Here is a 17,604-nt window from a genome sequence, read left to right as displayed (position 1 = left end):
GGATGCCGCCCGCGGTCCGGGCGGCCTGCCTATTCCGCGATGCTAAGGCCTGCCCGAGCCCGGCCACAAGGCCGGGACCGCTCACGGACGTTCACATTCAGGAAAAAAAGCCGCAATCAGCCCGCATCCGGATCGGGCACATCCTCGAGGCGGACATAGATCGGCCGGCCGAGCTCGCGCAGCCGGGCGATCTCGCGATCGGCGCCGGGCGAGCGGCCGATCTGGAGCCCGGCGTCGCAGCGCCCGGTCACGGCGAGCGAGATCGCCATCATCAGCGGGTGCTTGTCGTCGAGGCCGGCCGCTTGCAGCACCGGCAGCGCGACATTCACGCCGATCACAGGAAAATGGCCGCGCGCAGCCAAAGCTGCGGCGGCCATGTTCATGCGCACGAGATTGGCGGCCCGCTCTTCCTCGGTCGGCGCCAGAGCAAGGTCGGGTCCGCTCTTTCGAGCGGGCCCGTGAATCTTGCTCTCACTCAATAAAAGCGGTTGATTCACGTATCAAGCCAAGTCGGCTTGATACGATCAAGCGCTAGGGGCCGGCGACGAGGATCAGCAAGGCGGCGACCCGCTACTGATTCATCGAGCTGAAGAAATCGTGGTTGGTCTTGGCCTGCTTGAGCTTGTCGACCAGGAACTCCATCGCGTCGACCACGCCCATCGGCATGAGGATGCGGCGCAGCACCCACATCTTCGACAGCGTGCCCTTGTCGACCAGGAGCTCTTCCTTGCGGGTGCCCGACTTGGTGATGTCGATCGAGGGGAAGGTGCGCTTGTCGGAGAGCTTGCGGTCGAGGATGATTTCGGAGTTACCGGTGCCCTTGAACTCTTCGAAGATCACCTCGTCCATGCGGCTGCCGGTATCGATCAGCGCCGTCGCCACGATGGTGAGCGAGCCGCCCTCCTCGATGTTGCGCGCGGCGCCGAAGAAGCGCTTGGGACGCTGCAGCGCGTTGGCATCGACACCGCCCGTCAGCACCTTGCCGGATGACGGCACGACGGTGTTGTAGGCGCGCGCGAGGCGCGTGATCGAATCGAGCAGGATCACCACGTCGCGCTTGTGCTCGACCAGACGCTTGGCCTTCTCGATCACCATCTCGGCGACCTGCACATGACGCTGCGCCGGCTCGTCGAAGGTCGAGCTCACGACCTCGCCCTTGACCGAGCGCGCCATGTCGGTGACTTCCTCCGGCCGCTCGTCGATCAGCAGCACGATCAGATAGCATTCCGGATGATTGGCCGAGATCGAATGCGCGATGTTCTGCAGCATCACGGTCTTGCCGGTGCGCGGCGGCGCCACGATCAGCGCGCGCTGGCCTTTGCCCAGCGGCGCGATCAGGTCGATCACGCGCGTGGTCAGGTCCTTCTTGGTCGGATCCTGTAGCTCGAGCTTGAGACGCTCGTCCGGATAGAGCGGCGTCAGGTTGTCGAAATTGATCCGGTGGCGAACCTTGTCCGGATGGTCGAAGTTGATCGTATTGACCTTGAGCAGCGCGAAATAGCGCTCGCCTTCCTTGGGCGAGCGGATCTGGCCTTCGACCGTGTCGCCGGTCCTGAGGCCGAAACGGCGGACCTGGCTGGGCGACACGTAGATGTCGTCGGGGCCCGGGAGATAGTTCGCCTCGGGGCTGCGCAGGAAGCCGAACCCGTCCTGCAGGATCTCCAGCACGCCGTCGCCGAAGATCGCCGTGTCGTTCTCGGCGAGCTGCTTGAGGATCGCGAACATCATGTCCTGCCGGCGCAGGTTGCTCGCGTTTTCGATCTGCAGCTCCTCGGCATAGGCCAGGAGTTCCGGTGGGCTCTTCTTCTTAAGTTCCTGTAGATTCATGATGTAACCGAGAAAGCAACGACGGATGGGGAAAACCGAAGGGCGGAGGGGCCGGAAGTGAGGGTCCGGAAAGCCGGGCGGATGCCGGCCTGGAAAGGCCCTGAGGTTCGGTTTTGGTGCGGAGAGTTGGTGGGCTCGGGGGAGGTGAAGCCACCGCTATTGAACGGGGCGATATTTAATGAAGGCCCCCCTCGAAGTCAATGGCGCAGGTAGGGGTTTTTCCTCCTCGCTCAAAACGGTCGCACGATCGCCAGGATCACGATCAGGATCATGAACAGGGTCGGGACCTCGTTCATCATCCGGTAAAACTTGGCCGGATGGAGATTGCGGTCCTGGGCGAAATGCCGGCGCCAGCGCGCGAAGGCCGCATGCAGGATCGACAGGGCGATCAGGAGCGCCAGCTTGGCGTGGAACCAGCCCTCGCCCCAGTAATGGCCCCAGGTCGCCATGGTCAGGCCGACGATCCAGGCCAGGATCATGGCAGGATTGATGATCATCCGCAGCAGGCGGCGCTCCATCACCTTGAAGGTCTCGGAGAGCTCGGAGCCGGGCTTGGCGCCGGCGTGATAGACGAAGAGGCGCGGCAGATAGAGCATGCCGGCCATCCAGGCGATGACCGCGATGATATGCAGCGAGAGCAGCCAAGGTTGCCAGTCGGCATAGCCGGTCATGAAAGCTTCTCCATGAGGATCAGCGGGAGGGCAGGACAGCGGGTCGTTCGGTTCCGATCGCCCGGCGCACCAGGTCGGCCAGGCCGGCGATGAATTCGGGTGCGGTGCCGACGGTCGGCACCCGGACATAGCCCGGCGCGCCGTGCTTCTCGGCCAGATGGCGATATTCGATATCGAGCTCGACCAGCGTCTCCGAATGTTCCGAGACGAAAGCGACCGGCACCAGCAGGATCGACTGGCGGGCCTCGGCTGCGCGAACGATCTCCTCGTCGGTATAGGGCCCGATCCATTCGAGCGGCCCGACACGGCTCTGGAAGCACACTTCGTAATCGTCGAGCGAAAGGCCGAGCCGCTCCGCGATGGCGCGCACGCTCGATCCGACCTGCTCGGCATAGGGATCGCCCGCCTGCACGATCTTCTTCGGCAGACCGTGAGCCGAGAACAGAATCTTCACGGAACCCGCAGCCCTGGCTTCGGGCAACCGCTCGGCGGTGAGCCGTGACACGGCCGCGATGAAGCCCGGCTCGGTCGGATAATCGCGAATCGTGAGCATCGGCACCGTCAGCCCCGCCTTTGCCGCGGCGCGGGCCCAGTCATCGAAGGAGGAGGCCGTTGTCGTGGTCGAGAACTGCGGATAGAGCGGCAGCATCACGATCCGGTCCGGCGCGAAGCGCTGCACCTCGCGCACCGTTTCCTCCGCGAACGGATTCCAGTAGCGCATCGCGACGAAGCAGCGGACCTCGCCGAGATCGAGGCCCCGATCCGACAAGGCCGCTTCCAAGGCCCGGGCCTGGGCTTGCGTGTTGGGCAGGAGCGGCGAGCCGCCGCCGAGCTTGTCATAGACGGCCCTGGCGATGGGCGCGCGCCGTCGGGCGATCGTTCGCGCCAGGAAGCTGCGGAGGAAGCCCGGCACGCGCAGGATCGCCGGGTCGGAGAAGAGATTGCGCAGGAAAGGCTCGACTGCCTCGGGCCGATCCGGGCCGCCCAGATTGAACAGCACGATGGCGGTTCTCATAGGGCGGCTCTTGCCGGGGCTTTGGCGCTCACGCCGGCGAACCTTCGCGGATCATCGCCGCCAGCGCCGCGACATGCTCGGGCGGCGTCTCCGGCAGGATCCCGTGGCCCAGATTGAAGATGAACGGGCCCTGGCCCAGCTCGCTCAGGATCAGCTTGGTCTGCGCCTCCAAGGCGGGACCGCCTTCCACCAGCAGCCTGGGCGGCAGATTGCCCTGCAAGGGCAGCATCGGCTGCAAGGTCGCGCGCGCCCAGGCCAGCGGCACACCTTCGTCGAGCGACAAGGCTGCCGCACCGCTTTCCTTCGCGAAGAGCGCGATATGCGGGCCGACCGCCCGCGGGAACAGGATGACCGGCACGGTTGGATGGCGCGCTTTGAGCTTTGCGATGATCTGTCGGCAGGGCTCGAGGCACCAACGGCGCAAGGCCGTCGAGCTCTTCTCCCGGACCCAGGCATTGGCCCAGCTGTCGAAGATCTGCAGCACCTCGGCGCCTGCCTCGACCTGTGCGGAAAGATGATCCACCGTCGCCTCGACCAGGAGATCGATCAGGCGCTGGAAGCTTTCGGTCTCTTCGCCGGCCCAGCGTTTCGCAATCGCGAAGTCACGGCTCGATCCGCCCTCGACCATGTAGCTCGCTACGGTCCAGGGCGCGCCGGCAAAGCCGATCATGGCGACCGCTGGCGGCAGGGCCGCCTTCACCTGCCGCACGGTCTGATAGACCGGCGCCAGCCGCTCCCGCTGCCCGCCGAGCTCGAGGCGCGACAGATCGCTGGCGCCGCGCAGCGGCTCGAGCACGGGCCCGCGGCCTTCCTCGAAGCTCACGGTCTGACCCAGCCCCAGCGGCACCACCAGGATGTCGGAGAAGAGGATCGCCGCATCCATGCCGTAGCGGCGGATCGGCTGCAGCGTGACCTCGGTCGCCAGATCGGGCGTGAAGCAGAGATCGAGAAAGCTGCCGGCTTGGGCCCGTGTGGCCCGGTATTCCGGCAGGTACCGCCCCGCCTGGCGCATCAGCCAGAAGGGCGGGCAGCGCCGGCGTTCGCCTGCCAGCACGCGCAGCAGCGGCTTCTCGCGGGTCGAGGACGGAACGGAGGGGGTCAGGCTCATGGCCTCCTTCTTCTATTCTAGTCTTATAGATAAGAAAGGAGTGGATGTAGTGGATGGCTGTGCAAGACGGGGATTGGCGTTTGTCCCCATCCCATCCTCGATTCCAACAGCCGGGGACGATTCCGACGGGCGTCGGGGGACAGCTCCATCCTAACGGCTCCCGCCATCCCGGATTCAGTGACGGAATGCCGCCCTGTGAATCACGGGAATGGCGGCGGCGTCCGGTTGTTGGAATCGCGTCATGAGCCGATCCATTCCCGGCATCGCTTGCCCGGTCGGACTCTGCGCAGCGGATTCGGCGGTTGGCGGATCGAATCCGAGGCACCGCTCCACAATGCCGACTTGTCCCCGTTCTTTCGGATTCAATCCCGGACTTCTTCCGACGGTTTCACGACCCTCGATCCGCCCCATTGCTCCGCTCGAAGGGCGGGCCTAAAACCTAGGGAACCCGCTCATTTCCGGCGCATCTTAACCCTCGGGATCCTGGCGACACTCGATCATGGCGAACGGCCTGACCCATCATCTCCATCTGGTTTCGGACGCGACCGGCGAGACGATCTCCTCGGTCGCGCGGGCCTGCCTCGCGCAGTTCGAGGATGCCGATCCGGTCGAGCATAACTGGACCCTGATCCGGACATCCCGGCAGATGGAGAAGGTGCTCGACGGCATCAAGGAACACCCGGGCCTGGTGCTCTATACGCTGGTGAACGAGGAGCTGCGCGCCGCCCTGACCGAGGGCTGCCGCAAGCTGCAGATCACCTGCATCCCGGTGCTCGATCCCGTGATCGGCGCGCTCGGCTCCTTCTTCGGGCGGCAGGCCCGCAACCTGCCCGGACGCCAGCATGAGCTCGACGCCGAATATTTCGGCCGCATCGACGCCATGAACTTCGCGCTCGCCCATGACGACGGGCAATCGAGCTGGGACTACGAGGATGCCGACGTGATCCTGGTCGGCGTCTCGCGCACCTCGAAGACGCCCACCTGCATCTATCTCGCCAATCGCAGCATCAAGGCGGCGAACGTGCCGATCGTGCCGGATTTCCCGCTCTCGCCCGAGCTCCTGGCCGCGCGCAAGCCGCTCATCATCGGCCTCACCAAGGACCCGACCTCGCTGGTCCAGGTCCGGCGCAACCGCCTGCGGCTCCTGTCTCAGGACGAGGAGACCGACTATGTCGATCCCGACATGGTGCGCCGCGAGGTGATCCAGGCCCGCCGGCTCTGCTCCGAGCATAAATGGCCCATCATCGACGTGACCCGCCGCTCGATCGAGGAAACGGCGGCGACGATCCTGCAGCTCCTGTCGCAGCACCGGAACGGCGACAATGTCGGCACCGCCGATTAGATACCGACGTTCGTCTCCGGCTCGCTTATCCCCTCCCCCAACTTTTGGGGAAGGGTTGGGGAGGGGGCTGCTCGGTGTCGGCTGCTTCGTACTCCGACGAGATCGCAGACCGAGTCATCCCCCTCCCTGCCCTCCCCCTCAAGGGGGGAGGGGATTTGCTGTAGGGCACTCTCGACGCTGCATTCGATCGGTTCATCATGCCGACTGACGAGCCGAGCCCGCGCCTGCTGCTCGCTTCGGCCAGCCCGACCCGTCGGCGGATGCTGGAGCAGGCGGGTCTCGTCTTCGCCGCCGAGGCGGCACCCGTCGACGAGGAGGAAGCCAAGCGCTCGCTCGAGAGCGAGGGTGCCGATGCGGCGGCGCTGGCGGAGGCCCTGGCCGAGCTCAAGGCGCGCGCGGTCTCGCGCCGCCATCCCGGCCGCTTCGTGATCGGCACCGACCAGGTGCTCGATTGCGAAGGGCGCCGCTTCGACAAGCCGCCCGATGCGGCGGCGGCCCGTGCCCAGCTCATGGCGTTGCGCGGCAAGACGCACGAGCTCATCAGCGCCGCCGTGGTGGTGCGCGACGGCGAGCGGCTCTGGCACCACACGGCCCGCGCCCGGTTGACCATGCGCCCGTTCAGCCCGGCTTTCCTCGACGAGTATCTCGCCCGCGGCCTGCCGGACATCCTGGGCTCGGTCGGCGCCTATCGGCTCGAAGGGCTGGGGGCGCAGCTCTTCAGCCGGATCGAGGGCGACTATTTCACCATCCTGGGGCTGCCCCTGCTGCCCCTCTTGGATTTCCTGCGGCCGCATGGTCTGGTGCCGGCATGACCAGCGCCGCCCCCAATCCCGCCTTGACCGGAAGGGCTCGTCTGGCCGGCGTGATGGGCTGGCCGGTCGGCCATTCCCTGTCGCCGCGGCTCCATGGCTATTGGCTGGCGGAGCATGGGATCGACGGCGCCTATGTGCCCCTGCCGGTGCCGCCCGACCAGTTCGAGCGCGCCTTCAGGGCCTTGCCGGCCCTGGGCTTCCGCGGCGCCAACGTCACCCTGCCGCACAAGGAGAAGGCCCTGGCCCTGGCGGATTCCGCCACGCCCGAGGCCCGGCGGATCGGTGCCGCCAACACCCTCGTCATCGACGGGCAGGGCCGGATCGAGGCCCGCAATGCCGATGCCTTCGGCTTCATCGAGAGCCTGAGGGAGGGCGCCCCCGCCTGGCGGGCGAAGGAGCGGCCGGCGGTGGTGATCGGCGCCGGCGGCGCCTCGCGGGCCATCCTGGTGGCGCTCGCCGATGCCGGCGTGCCGGAGATCCGGCTCATCAACCGCACCGCGGCCCGCGCGGAAACGATCGCGGCCGACCTCGGCGGTCCGGTCAAGGTGATGGGCTGGGCGGATCGCGGCCGGGCGCTGGCCGAAGCGGGCCTGCTGGTGAACGCCACGACGCAGGGCATGGCGGGCCATCCGCCGCTCGATCTGGCGCTCGACCGCCTGCCGCCCGATGCGGTGGTCCACGACATCGTCTATGTGCCGCTCGAGACGCCGCTGCTGGCGGCCGCGCGCCGGCGCGGCAACCCGGTGGTGGAGGGGCTCGGCATGCTGCTGCATCAGGCGCGGCTGGGCTTCGCGGCCTGGTTCGGCGTCGAGCCCAAGGTGACGGCGGCGCTGCGGGCCTACGTGCTGGCGCAGCCGTGATCGTGCTGGGCCTCACCGGCTCGATCGGCATGGGCAAGAGCACGGCCGCGGCGCTGCTGCGCCGGCTGGGCGTTCCCGTGCATGACGCCGATGCCGCGGTCCATCGGCTCCAGGCCAGGGGCGGGGCCGCGGTCAAGGCGATCGCGGCGGCCTTTCCCGATACCGTGAAGGAGGGCCGGGTCGACCGCCAGGCGCTGGGCCGCGTCGTCTTCGCCGATCAGGCCAAGCTGAAAAAGCTCGAGGCGATCCTTCATCCGCTGGTGCGGCGCGAGGAACAGAAATTCCTGGCCCAGGCCCGCGCGCGACGCTGCCCGCTGGTGGCGCTCGACATCCCGCTCCTGTTCGAGACCCATGGCGAGGAGCGCTGCGACCATGTGATGGTGGTCTCGGCGCCGCGGCGCGTGCAGCTTGCCCGCGTGCTGCGCCGTCGCGGCATGACGCGCGAGCGGCTCGCCGGCATCGAGGCGCGCCAGCTCCCCGATCGCCTCAAGCGGGCGCGCGCCGACACCGTCATCGAGACCGGGCTCGGTCGGCGCCACAGCTTGCGGGCGATCCGCCAAACCGTCAGACTCCTGCGCCAGCGCCGCGTCGTCTGCTGCGGCAAAACGGCTTGCGAGGACTGACAGACATCATGCGCGAGATCGTGCTCGACACCGAGACCACCGGCCTCAGCCATGCGAACGGCGACCGGATCATCGAGATCGCCTGCGTCGAGCTGGTCAATCACATCCCGACCGGGCGCAGCTTCCAGCGCTACCTCAATCCCGAGCGCCTGGTCTCCGCGGATGCCTTCGCCATCCACGGCCTTTCCGACGCCTTCCTCGCCGACAAGCCGCGCTTCGCGGAGATCGTGGCCGAGCTCGAGGAATTCATCCAGGACAGCCCGCTCGTCATTCACAATGCCGAGTTCGACATGGGCTTCATCAATGCCGAGCTGGCGCGTCTCGAGCGCAGGCCGCTCGATCCGACCCGCGCGGTCGACACGGTCCAGATCGCGCGCCGCAAGTTCCCGGGCGCGCCGGCGAGCCTCGACGCGCTCTGCAAGCGTTTCGGCGTCGACAACTCGGCGCGCACCAAGCACGGCGCGCTGCTCGACGTGGAGCTCCTGGCCGAGGTCTATCTGGAGCTGGTCGGCGGCCGCCAGGCCGGCCTGGCGCTGCTGGCCGAGCCCGCGCCGGTCACGACGATCGCCGGCCCCCACGGCGACGTCGCCATCCGCGCCACCGCCGCCCGCCCGCCGCGCCACTTCGCGCCGACAGCGGAAGAGCTCGCGGCCCACGCCGAGCTGCTCAAGAAGCTGGCAGACCCGATCTGGATGAAGTGAGGCGGCGGAAGAGCGTTCGGTAGCTGATACCCCTCGCCTGTTTCCAATCTTCTCCCCCTTCTGTCCCCCGAAGCCCAAAGGGCGAAGGAGGATGATGGGGGAGGATAAGGGAGGGGATGGAACAGCCAACGAAATCTTCGATTATCCCCTTCCCGACCGTGCCCTATCGATGGGGAAGGAATCGGGAAGAGTAGAGAGGGGTCGCGAACCAGCCTTCCCCCGCTCCTGCAGCAGTGGCCTCATTCGCGGCTCGGTGGCAGTATAGGCCTCTCCCGCAATCGCAGGGCGAGTGTCATAGGGGAGCGAGATGGGGATCGGGAAGAGAACGGCCGCAAGGTCCGGCGCCAAGGGCCTTGCCGTCATCCTCGCGCTGTCGGTGGCGGCAGGTGACGCATGCGCCGGCGAGTCCGTCGATTTCGGACTCGGCGCCTGTCCCCAGGTAACCGGCAACTTGGTCATCGACCGGCCAGACCAGACGATCACGATGCATCTGACGACCTGGACCGATCGAGCGGACTCCAGCCATATTCAGCTGGTCGCACGCAGCGATTGGGTCGAGATCGTGAGCGACAGGAACGGCGGCTATCGCACCGAAGCCCGGATGCTGTTCGAGCAGACATTGTTGGCCGACATGCAAGGATACCCCGTCCAATCCAGCATCCACATGCTCAAGGATGTCGAAGTCGTTCGAGCGTCTTCCGGCGGGAAACCCCTGACACCGTCACAGACGGAAGACCTTCGCAGCGCGCTGAGCAAGGTCATGACGAATGAGACGGGCGACATGAGCCAAGCGTCCGGCACGGGCTTGTGGCCGCACCTGCTCAAGGACGGTATCGAGGAAGGGAAGCTGTATCGGGCGACGCAGCTCGATCTGGTGTTGATCTATCTGAACGGATTGAGAGCAGGGGCGCTGAGCAAGCCGCCCTCTCAAAGGACGGATGAAGAGGCCGCTGCAGCCGCTGCTGCGGATCCAGCCGAGCTGCGAAGACTGGCGATATCCTTCTGCAGAAGTAGTCCGCTGGAATATCCTTGCCTCATGCAATCGCGCTATCAGGTGACGAAATCAGAACGCGCTGGCCGGTGGGACATCGTCACGAATTCGACGATCTTACCAACGGGCGCTACTCCCCTCAGGGTCAGGACCGAGGTGGAGATCGACCAGCGGCTTTGCGTCTACAAGATGCATGCAGAAAACCTGAGCGAGGGCGATGCGGCGAAAGCCGTCTTCAGGGCCATCCTGTTCGAGCCCGACTGACGGAAGGGCGCCTCACAGCTCAGCGCAGCCCATGCCGAGCTTCCGAAGAAGCCGGCGAACCTGATCTGGATGAAGTGAACGCGGTCTTGCTGCCTCTTCCCATGCTTCTAATGAGAAAGGCCTGGGCAGGCGCCTGGTTATTGGCCGACCGTCAGTTCGCCACCGGCCCCGCGCCCGCCCCGGCGGCGCGCTGCTCGCGGTAATGCAGGGCGAAATCGATCGGATGGATCAGCATGGCGCGGAAGCCCGCCTGCTGGATGGTGTTGGCGACGATCTCGCGCGCGAAGGGGAAAAGCAGGCGCGGCGCCTCGATCAGCAGCAGCGGTTCCGTTATGTTCGCGGCGACCGGGCCGAGCTGGAAGAGGCCGCCATACTGAAGCTCGACGATATAGGCGACCTGATCCTGGTGGCGCGCTTCGGCCCGGAGGGAGAGCACCACCTCATAGCGCCGTTCCTCGGGCATCTTGCGGGCATTGACGTCGACCTTGATCAGGCCCTGCGGGATCCGGCCGGCATGCTCCAGGAGCGCGGGCATGTTCGGGCTCTCGAAGGACATGTCCTTGAGGAACTGGGCGACCACGGTCAAGGGCGTCCCCGCCGGCGGCTGGCCCGCGGAAAAGGGATCGGAAACGGGCTGGAAGGGCGCGTCGGCCATCGCTTGAAGCTCTCCGGCAAGGGTCTGGCGCACCGGGAGAAGGCGCACCTTGGGGGTTGAGACGGGCCGGAGGGATGGGAAGGAGCCCGTCCCGTCCGGCTCATGCGGGCGCGGGGTAGCATGGAAGCGCCACGCGGCTCAATGGGCGAAAATCCCGCAGCTCCCCTGGATCGTCGACCGAGTCGGCCCCCTCCCTGACCCGCCCCCCGCAAGAAGGGAGGGGATTCGCGCTAAGCTTTCAAAAGCGAGGCTTGGCCCTGGACCGGGTCGAACTTCAAGAGCTCGCCATTGCCGAGCTGGGTTCCGGTCAAGCAGCGGATGAAGCCCCAATGGGTCACCACCGCAATCCGGCTCCACGCCTCATGGCCGGCCATCTGCTCGCGGAACCGGTGGCCGCGGCGCACCACCTCTTCCTCGGTCTCGTCGAGCCCGCCATGCCACCAGCGCTCGGGGAGCGTGCCGAAATCCAGCGCCGGCCAGCTCAGGGCCAGCTCGCTGCGCAGCGTGCCGACATCGCAATGGAACCGGCAATGCTCGCGCACCATGGGCTCGATCGCGACCGGCAGATCGAGCGTCTCGGCGATGATTTCCGCGGTCTGCAGCGCCCGGGTGTAGGGGCTCGACAGGATCAGGGCCAGGTCATGCTCGGCCAGGCGGTCGGCCGCGAGTCGGGCCTGCTGGCGCCCCTCCTCCGTCAGCCGCGGGTCGTGGATGCCCGGATCGACCCGGGTCTTGGAATAGACGACGTTGAATTCGGACTGGCCGTGCCGCACCAGGATCATCGCCATGCCTCCCGCCGGACCGTCCGGGACCCAAAAGAGCGAAAAATTGAACCGGATCGCCGTTGCTGCCTCAATTGGGGGCAGTTTTGGCGGCGGCAAGCTGTCAAGCCATTGACATGGAACATGCCTTGCCCTGCCCCGGCGATTTTCCTATCTAACAGGGAAGGACCGGATAGCATAACGCCGATGGGCAGCTCCGGCGCGGGTTCCCGGAGGGCGAGAAGAGCGCGCGATCCAGCCCCGAGGCCAGGGCCGCCGTCCAGCGGCACCCCTCTGTTTGATCGAATGGCAGTGTTTTGGCCGGTCTTTGAAGATCGGCCCTCGAACGTGTCGGGCAAGGCGGAGTCCATGGGCGGCGGTTTTCAGTTTCTCGACATCCTGTTCTTCGGGGCGATCGCCGTCTTCCTGGTGTTCCGCCTGCGCAGCGTGCTGGGCAAGCGCATCGGCCATGAGCAGAAGGATGCGCGCCGCTATGCCGACTACCGCCTGAATCCCGACAAGGCCGCCAACGACAGCAAACGCGACGACGACAAGGTCGTGGCTCTTCCCGACCGCTCGACGCCGGAACGCACCGCCAATGGCGATCGCAATGCGCCGGCCGGCGAGCCGGAGACGATCGAGGCGACGCCGGCGGGCCCGCTCGATGCGGGGCTGGCGCAGATCAGGACGGCCGATCCGGAATTCTCGAAGGAGTCCTTCCTCGGCGGTGCCAAGGCGGCGTTCGAGATGATCGTCCAGGCCTATGCGGCGGGCGATGTCGGCGCCTTGCGGCCGTTGCTCTCCAACGAGGTGTTCGACCGCTTCAAGGGGGCGATCGATCAGCGCAAGAAGGCCGGCGAGACGCTGGCCACCACGCTCGTCGGCATCAAGTCCGCCGAGATCCTCGAGGCTGGTCTGCAGGACCGCATCGCCACCGTGACGGTGAAATTCGTGTCCGAGCAGGTCAACGTCACCACCAACGCCGCCGGCAAGGTGGTCGATGGCGACGGCTCGCAGGTCACCACGGTGACCGACATCTGGAGCTTTGCCCGCAATACCCGCGCGCGCGACCCGAACTGGTCGCTGGTCGCCACCCGCAGCCCGAACTGAAGCCCCGAGCGCCGTCCGGCATGCGTCCGACGCTCGCGACGAATCCGCGCCTCGGCTGGATGAAAGCATCCGCCGGCCTGTTTCTGCTCCTGCTCGCGGCCTGCGCGGAAAAGCCGGAGAAACCCACCCCGCTCCTGACCCTGGCGCCGGTGACGTTCGCGAAGCTGCCCGGCTGGGACGGCGACGATCAAAGCCAGGCGTTGCCGGCGCTGCTGCGAAGCTGCGGGCGTCTCGAGAAGCAGCCGGCCGACAAGCCGGTCGGGCCGGACGGCCTGGCGGGCAAGGTCTCGGACTGGCTACCGCTCTGCCAGGCCGCGAAGTCGCTGCCGGCGGGCGACGGCGGCGCCGCGCGCCGGTTCTTCGAGGGCGAGTTCCAGCCCTTCCTGGTGGCCGACCGGAAGGAGCCCGACGGCCTCTTCACCGGTTATTACGAGCCCGAGCTGGAGGGGGCGCGGGCGCCGGACGCGGCGCATCCGGTGCCGCTCTATCGCCGGCCGGAGGATCTCGTCACGGTCGATCTCGGCGATTTCCGCGCCGACTGGAAAGGCGAGTCCATCGCCGGACGCGTCGTCGAGAACAAGCTCAAGCCCTATTTCACCTATCAGGAGATCGACGAGGGCGCGCTCAAGGGCCGCAATCTCGAGCTGGTCTGGGTCGCCGATCCGATCGAGGCCTTCTTCCTCCATATCCAGGGCTCGGGCGTGATCCGCTTCGCCGACGGCAGCACGATGCAGGTCGGCTATGCCGCCAAGAACGGCCAGCCCTATCTCGCCATCGGCAAGACGCTGCTGGATCAGGGCGAGCTGCAGAAGGGCCAGGCCACGACCCAGTCGATCAAGGCCTGGCTCCGGGACCATCCCGACCGCGCTGCCTCGATCATGTATATGAACCGCTCCTATATCTTCTATCGCGAGATCCAGGGCGACGGGCCGATCGGCGCCCAGGGCGTGGCGCTGACGGCGGGCCGCAGCCTCGCGGTCGACACCAAGCTGATGCCGCTGGGCGCTCCCATCTGGCTCGACACCACCTGGCCCGCCGACACGCCCGAGGCGAACCAGCCGCTGCAGCGCCTTCTCGTGTCGCAGGACACGGGCGGCGCCATCAGAGGCGCCGTGCGCGGCGATATCTTCTTCGGCGCCGGCGACAAGGCGCTCGACTATGCCGGTCGCATGAAGCAGCCGGGGCGCTATTATCTCCTCCTGCCGCGCGCCGTCGAGGTGAAGGCCGTGGCGGAGAATTGATGGACGTGAGCCCAGACCCATCCCTCCCGCCACCCCAAGTCATCCCCGCGAAAGCGGGGATCCATGTCAAAGCCCGGTGACCTGGATCAGGATGGATCCTCGCTTTCGCGGGGATGACGTGGGGGCAGGGGCGGCAAAGATGTGCGTATGCTTGGCCTCCCGCTCACGGAAGGTGCCTGAATTGCCCGATATCACCCATGGCTGACGCGAACACAAAGCCCAACCCCCACGTCGCGCTGCTCGTCACCTGCCTCGTGGATCTGATGCGCCCCGAGATCGGGTTCGCGGCGGTGAAGCTCCTGGAGCAGGCGGGCTGCCGCGTCTCGGTGCCGGAGGCGCAGACCTGCTGCGGCCAGCCGGCCTATAATTCCGGCGACCGCGCCGACGCGCAGGCGATCGCGCGCCAGGTCATTGCCGCCTTCGAGCCCTACGACTTCGTGGTGGTGCCCTCGGGCTCCTGCGCCGGCATGCTCCATGCGCATTACCCGGCCCTCTTCGCCGGCGATGCCGCATGGGAGAAGCGCGCGCAGGCGCTGGCCGCCAAGACCCACGAGCTCGTCTCCTTCCTCACCGACCAGCGCGGGATCACCGGCGTGCCGGCGCATCTCGACGCGGTCGCGACCTATCACGATTCCTGCTCGGGCCTGCGCGAGCTCGGCATCCGCGAGCAGCCGCGCCGGCTCCTGCGCAGCGTCGCCGGCCTGACGCTCAGGGAGCTCGAGGGCAGCAATGTCTGCTGCGGCTTCGGCGGCACTTTCTGCGTCAAATATGGCGCCATCTCCGACCGTATCGTCGCCGACAAGACCGCCGACATCGCCGCGACCGGCGCCGACCTGCTGCTGGCGGGCGATCTCGGCTGCCTCATGAACATGGCGGGCAAGCTCTCGCGCCAGGGCTCCCGGATCGAATGCCGCCATGTGGCCGAGGTGCTGGCCGACATGGCCGACGGGCCCGCGATCGGGCGCGGGCCCGTGGAACCGCTTTGAGGCATCTCTGAGCGACGCTCCTCAATGCCGCCGCAAGTGGCGGAGCCGAAGGCCAACCGCGCGAGCCGCGCTGGCCGACGCCACCCGATTGAATATCTCCACCTACGCACACTTGACTGGGCGGGCCCCCCATGTCTCACTGAGAGGCATAGGGATTTAGTCTTTCCACCGAATTCGAGCGCAGAAGCCGTCTGGCTTGTCAGGCGATCGCTCGGCCAGACGGGATATCTATCGAAGTAGAAGATCTCGGAGGTGGATCGGCGCTCCTGTGCCGGCCACCTGGCTCTGGGACGCGACCCTCGGTAGCGTAATGGGTCGAAGCCTGAAAAAGGGGCAGACACAAGGGGCGCAGACACAAGGGGCGAGGATGCGGGGGTCTTTTGCCGTGACGCTGGTGGCCCTGCTGGTTACCTGCGGGTCGTTAGCGAGCGCAGCCGATCCGCAGGTTCCGATGACGGTGGACGGCTCCCTGTTCAATAAGCCGCCTCGGATAAAATTCGTTCAGCGCAGTGCGCACGTTCGCGAATGGCAGGTCCAATACCGCAGGGGCGACAACGGCCACAGCTTCTATGCGGTCGTGCAAACGGCGAACTCAAGCGACGCCGAGTTTGATGCTCCCGCCGATGCCCAGCTCCTGTTTCCGATCCTTTTCAAAGAGGCTCTTACCACTGACGCCGACCAAGCGCAGGCATCCTTGGGCGATTCAGGCCAGGGCAAGCTCTGGGGTGGGACTGTCTCATATGCCCCTGCTCGCGAGCTTGAGGAAAACATGCCCGTATTTGAAGACTTTATCCCCGATGCAAATGGCAACGTTTCCAATCGGGCGACGCGCGGGCCCAATTGGAATGAATGCGTGATGTTCATTTGGCGCGACACCGATCCCGTGGTGCAGATCATTGGGTGCAGATCATTGGTCGCTACTGTCATCGAAGTCGTGCGGGCTCGCCGCTCATGTTAACGGAGGGCAGTCTGGCGATGCTGAAAGAACTCAATCTCCAGCTTGAGGAGTAGAGAAGGGCGCATGCGGCTTCTGCGATTTGCGCCCTTTTCTGGGTCTGGCCTTCGCTGGCTGTGCGATTGCCCAGGGTTCGTCGGAGAAAAAGGGCGATGCACTAGCCATCACGACTAGGCCGGGACCAAGATATTGAAGCTTGTGGGGGTAAGGATGCGGGCCTGGTTGAGATTGGCGGCACTGTCGGCGCTTGCGTGCGTCCTCGGTATCAACGGATGTGTCACGAACGGGCCAGCATCCCCGGCAGATCCGTGGATCGAGCCCAGGGGCAAATACCAGAGCTATCACGAGTTCCTGGCAAGCCTGTTTGCAGAGGAACTGCGGCAGAGAATCGTCCTGGGCCGGATCAATTCGGGACACGGCGACGCGATCGGTGATTGCTTCGCGGACTTTGTGGTCGCGCACACCAAGCCGCAAGATCTCAAGCTTTTGGACGCCGCGGCTCGGGGCGAAAAAGCCACAAGCAAGAGCATCATCCTCGAGGGAACGGGTGCGCTGCAGCAGCTCAGCCAACAACCGAAGGATGTGCAGCGAGCCACGCTGCGCGAATACTGCCCTGAAACTGTCGACAAGTATGGGCCGGAGATGGGTCTTTATGGAGACAATCTGGTCGCGCATGCCGATACCTCGGCGACGGTGACAGAAGGGTATAACCCGCTCGATCCGAATGGGACGGGCCAGAGCAGCCCGGCGACCATCACGGCGCCAGCCGAAGCCCGTGATCGTGTCATCTTCGATCTCGGCCCTTGTCCTGAGCGAACGGGCACGCTGGTTCTGCATTTCCCGACGTCGACACAAACCTGGGACATCAGAACATGGCGCGACCATTCGGCGTCGGACGCGTTCAGCGAGGTCTTCAGGATCGAGAAGGTTGTGTTCGAGGGGAAACCCTCGGACGGCGGCGACTATCGGACAACGATGGACGTCGTCGTGCAGATGGAACAGCTGAGCGATTCCAAAGGCTGGACGAAGAGCAGCAAGTTCGTATTCGTCAGAGACCCCGAATACACCTCCGGTACGCTGGATGGCAAGCCGATGACGGACAAGCAACTCGCCTTCATGACGGACGGGATGAAGGAGACGATGGAGAAGGGTTTCGAGGCGGGGTTCCAACCGGTGGGAGGAGACGGACGCATGGTGCTCGATCTCCTCGATCCGAAGGGCGTGGAGATCGGCAAGGTCTATAAAGTGCCGGCGCGGGACATCGCTCAGGGGTTCGTGATCGACGAAAGGCGGAACGCACTGGCGGTGCCTTCGGACAAACGCACGGACCGGCAGACCTATCTTGCGGGACTGGCCGAGGCGCAGATCGGTGAGGCGACTAGGAGGATCTGCGAGACAACACCGCAAACCTACTATTGCGGGGCTGCGCTCTCCTTTCAGGTAACCCCGGCCGACAATGGATCAGCGCCGCAGCGGTGGAACGTCGTCATGGACTTTTCCTCGACGCCGCCCAAGGCCCTCGTCAGATTTCGGCTCTCCGTCGAGGTCGATCGCCAATTCTGCATGCGCAAAGCCTCCTTCATCAACGAAAGCGCGGCATCGTCGACAAGGAGCGATCCGTTGAGCATGGATGTGCGGCTGGATTAAGCGTGAAGTGCCCCCTATCACTTCCTGTGCGGGAA

At 66.0% G+C, this 17,604-nt stretch carries 18 protein-coding genes; 11 read left to right on the top strand and 7 right to left on the bottom strand.

The features are described from left to right. Positions 1-116: 116 nt before the first annotated feature. The 5 genes from FRZ61_RS25130 to hemE form a co-directional block, all read right to left on the bottom strand. On the bottom strand, positions 117-479 hold the full coding sequence (locus FRZ61_RS25130; RefSeq protein ID WP_225308999.1) for a hypothetical protein: 363 nt from the start codon (positions 477-479) through the stop codon (positions 117-119). Between the two features lie 91 nt (positions 480-570). Further along, a complete protein-coding gene (rho, locus tag FRZ61_RS25125) occupies positions 571-1,827 on the bottom strand; it encodes a transcription termination factor Rho (RefSeq protein WP_151120390.1) in 1,257 nt (418 codons plus the stop codon). A 230-nt stretch (positions 1,828-2,057) separates the two neighbouring features. Continuing rightward, complete coding sequence (gene hemJ, locus FRZ61_RS25120) at positions 2,058-2,498, bottom strand: protoporphyrinogen oxidase HemJ (RefSeq protein ID WP_151120389.1); 441 nt, start codon at positions 2,496-2,498, stop codon at positions 2,058-2,060. Between the two features lie 19 nt (positions 2,499-2,517). Next, positions 2,518-3,513, bottom strand: coding sequence for a ferrochelatase (hemH, locus tag FRZ61_RS25115; protein ID WP_151120388.1), 996 nt, complete (start codon positions 3,511-3,513; stop codon positions 2,518-2,520). A gap of 28 nt (positions 3,514-3,541) precedes the next feature. Next, a complete protein-coding gene (gene hemE / locus FRZ61_RS25110) occupies positions 3,542-4,621 on the bottom strand; it encodes a uroporphyrinogen decarboxylase (protein ID WP_151120387.1) in 1,080 nt (359 codons plus the stop codon). Positions 4,622-5,120: 499 nt separating this feature from the next. On the opposite strand from hemE, the gene FRZ61_RS25105 reads away from it, so the two are divergent. From FRZ61_RS25105 to FRZ61_RS25080, 6 genes are all read left to right on the top strand, one after another. Continuing rightward, on the top strand, positions 5,121-5,963 hold the full coding sequence (locus FRZ61_RS25105; protein WP_151120386.1) for a pyruvate, water dikinase regulatory protein: 843 nt from the start codon (positions 5,121-5,123) through the stop codon (positions 5,961-5,963). Positions 5,964-6,160: 197 nt separating this feature from the next. Further along, entirely contained in the window at positions 6,161-6,775 is a 615-nt protein-coding gene (locus FRZ61_RS25100) for a Maf family nucleotide pyrophosphatase (protein ID WP_151120385.1), read from the top strand. Beyond that, positions 6,772-7,635, top strand: a complete 864-nt coding sequence (locus tag FRZ61_RS25095) for a shikimate dehydrogenase (RefSeq protein ID WP_151120384.1) — start codon at positions 6,772-6,774, stop codon at positions 7,633-7,635. Before FRZ61_RS25100 ends, FRZ61_RS25095 begins: the two co-directional genes overlap by 4 nt. Further along, positions 7,632-8,258, top strand: a complete 627-nt coding sequence (coaE, locus tag FRZ61_RS25090; protein WP_151120383.1) for a dephospho-CoA kinase — start codon at positions 7,632-7,634, stop codon at positions 8,256-8,258. The genes FRZ61_RS25095 and coaE overlap by 4 nt, the downstream gene beginning before the upstream one ends. 8 nt (positions 8,259-8,266) lie before the next feature. After that, positions 8,267-8,959 carry a DNA polymerase III subunit epsilon gene (dnaQ, locus tag FRZ61_RS25085; protein ID WP_151120382.1) on the top strand — a complete coding sequence of 231 codons (693 nt, stop codon included), beginning with the start codon at positions 8,267-8,269 and terminating at the stop codon, positions 8,957-8,959. A gap of 307 nt (positions 8,960-9,266) precedes the next feature. Next, on the top strand, positions 9,267-10,214 hold the full coding sequence (locus tag FRZ61_RS25080) for a hypothetical protein (RefSeq protein WP_151120381.1): 948 nt from the start codon (positions 9,267-9,269) through the stop codon (positions 10,212-10,214). A 151-nt stretch (positions 10,215-10,365) separates the two neighbouring features. On the opposite strand, the gene secB is transcribed toward FRZ61_RS25080, so the two are convergent. Together secB and FRZ61_RS25070 are read right to left on the bottom strand one after the other, a co-directional pair. Continuing rightward, positions 10,366-10,869: a protein-export chaperone SecB gene (gene secB, locus FRZ61_RS25075; protein WP_151120380.1), complete on the bottom strand. Its 504-nt coding sequence runs from the start codon at positions 10,867-10,869 to the stop codon at positions 10,366-10,368. Between the two features lie 230 nt (positions 10,870-11,099). Then, positions 11,100-11,657: a histidine phosphatase family protein gene (locus tag FRZ61_RS25070; RefSeq protein ID WP_225308998.1), complete on the bottom strand. Its 558-nt coding sequence runs from the start codon at positions 11,655-11,657 to the stop codon at positions 11,100-11,102. 342 nt (positions 11,658-11,999) lie between these two features. Between FRZ61_RS25070 and FRZ61_RS25065 the strand changes: the two genes are divergently transcribed. The 5 genes from FRZ61_RS25065 to FRZ61_RS25045 all read left to right on the top strand — a co-directional run bounded on the left by FRZ61_RS25065 (position 12,000) and on the right by FRZ61_RS25045 (position 17,569). Continuing rightward, a complete protein-coding gene (locus FRZ61_RS25065) occupies positions 12,000-12,740 on the top strand; it encodes a Tim44/TimA family putative adaptor protein (protein ID WP_151120379.1) in 741 nt (246 codons plus the stop codon). 20 nt (positions 12,741-12,760) lie between these two features. After that, positions 12,761-13,981: a murein transglycosylase A gene (gene mltA / locus FRZ61_RS25060; protein ID WP_151120378.1), complete on the top strand. Its 1,221-nt coding sequence runs from the start codon at positions 12,761-12,763 to the stop codon at positions 13,979-13,981. A 197-nt stretch (positions 13,982-14,178) separates the two neighbouring features. Continuing rightward, on the top strand, positions 14,179-14,967 hold the full coding sequence (locus tag FRZ61_RS25055) for a (Fe-S)-binding protein (protein ID WP_151120377.1): 789 nt from the start codon (positions 14,179-14,181) through the stop codon (positions 14,965-14,967). 385 nt (positions 14,968-15,352) lie between these two features. Then, complete coding sequence (locus FRZ61_RS25050; RefSeq protein ID WP_151120376.1) at positions 15,353-15,925, top strand: hypothetical protein; 573 nt, start codon at positions 15,353-15,355, stop codon at positions 15,923-15,925. A 207-nt stretch (positions 15,926-16,132) separates the two neighbouring features. Beyond that, positions 16,133-17,569, top strand: a complete 1,437-nt coding sequence (locus tag FRZ61_RS25045; protein WP_151120375.1) for a hypothetical protein — start codon at positions 16,133-16,135, stop codon at positions 17,567-17,569. Positions 17,570-17,604 lie beyond the last annotated feature (35 nt).

The organism is Hypericibacter adhaerens (assembly GCF_008728835.1).
Lineage (GTDB): Bacteria > Pseudomonadota > Alphaproteobacteria > Dongiales > Dongiaceae > Hypericibacter > Hypericibacter adhaerens.
Note: the sequence above shows the minus strand (reverse complement) of the source record. Positions and strands in the feature narration are given on the sequence as shown.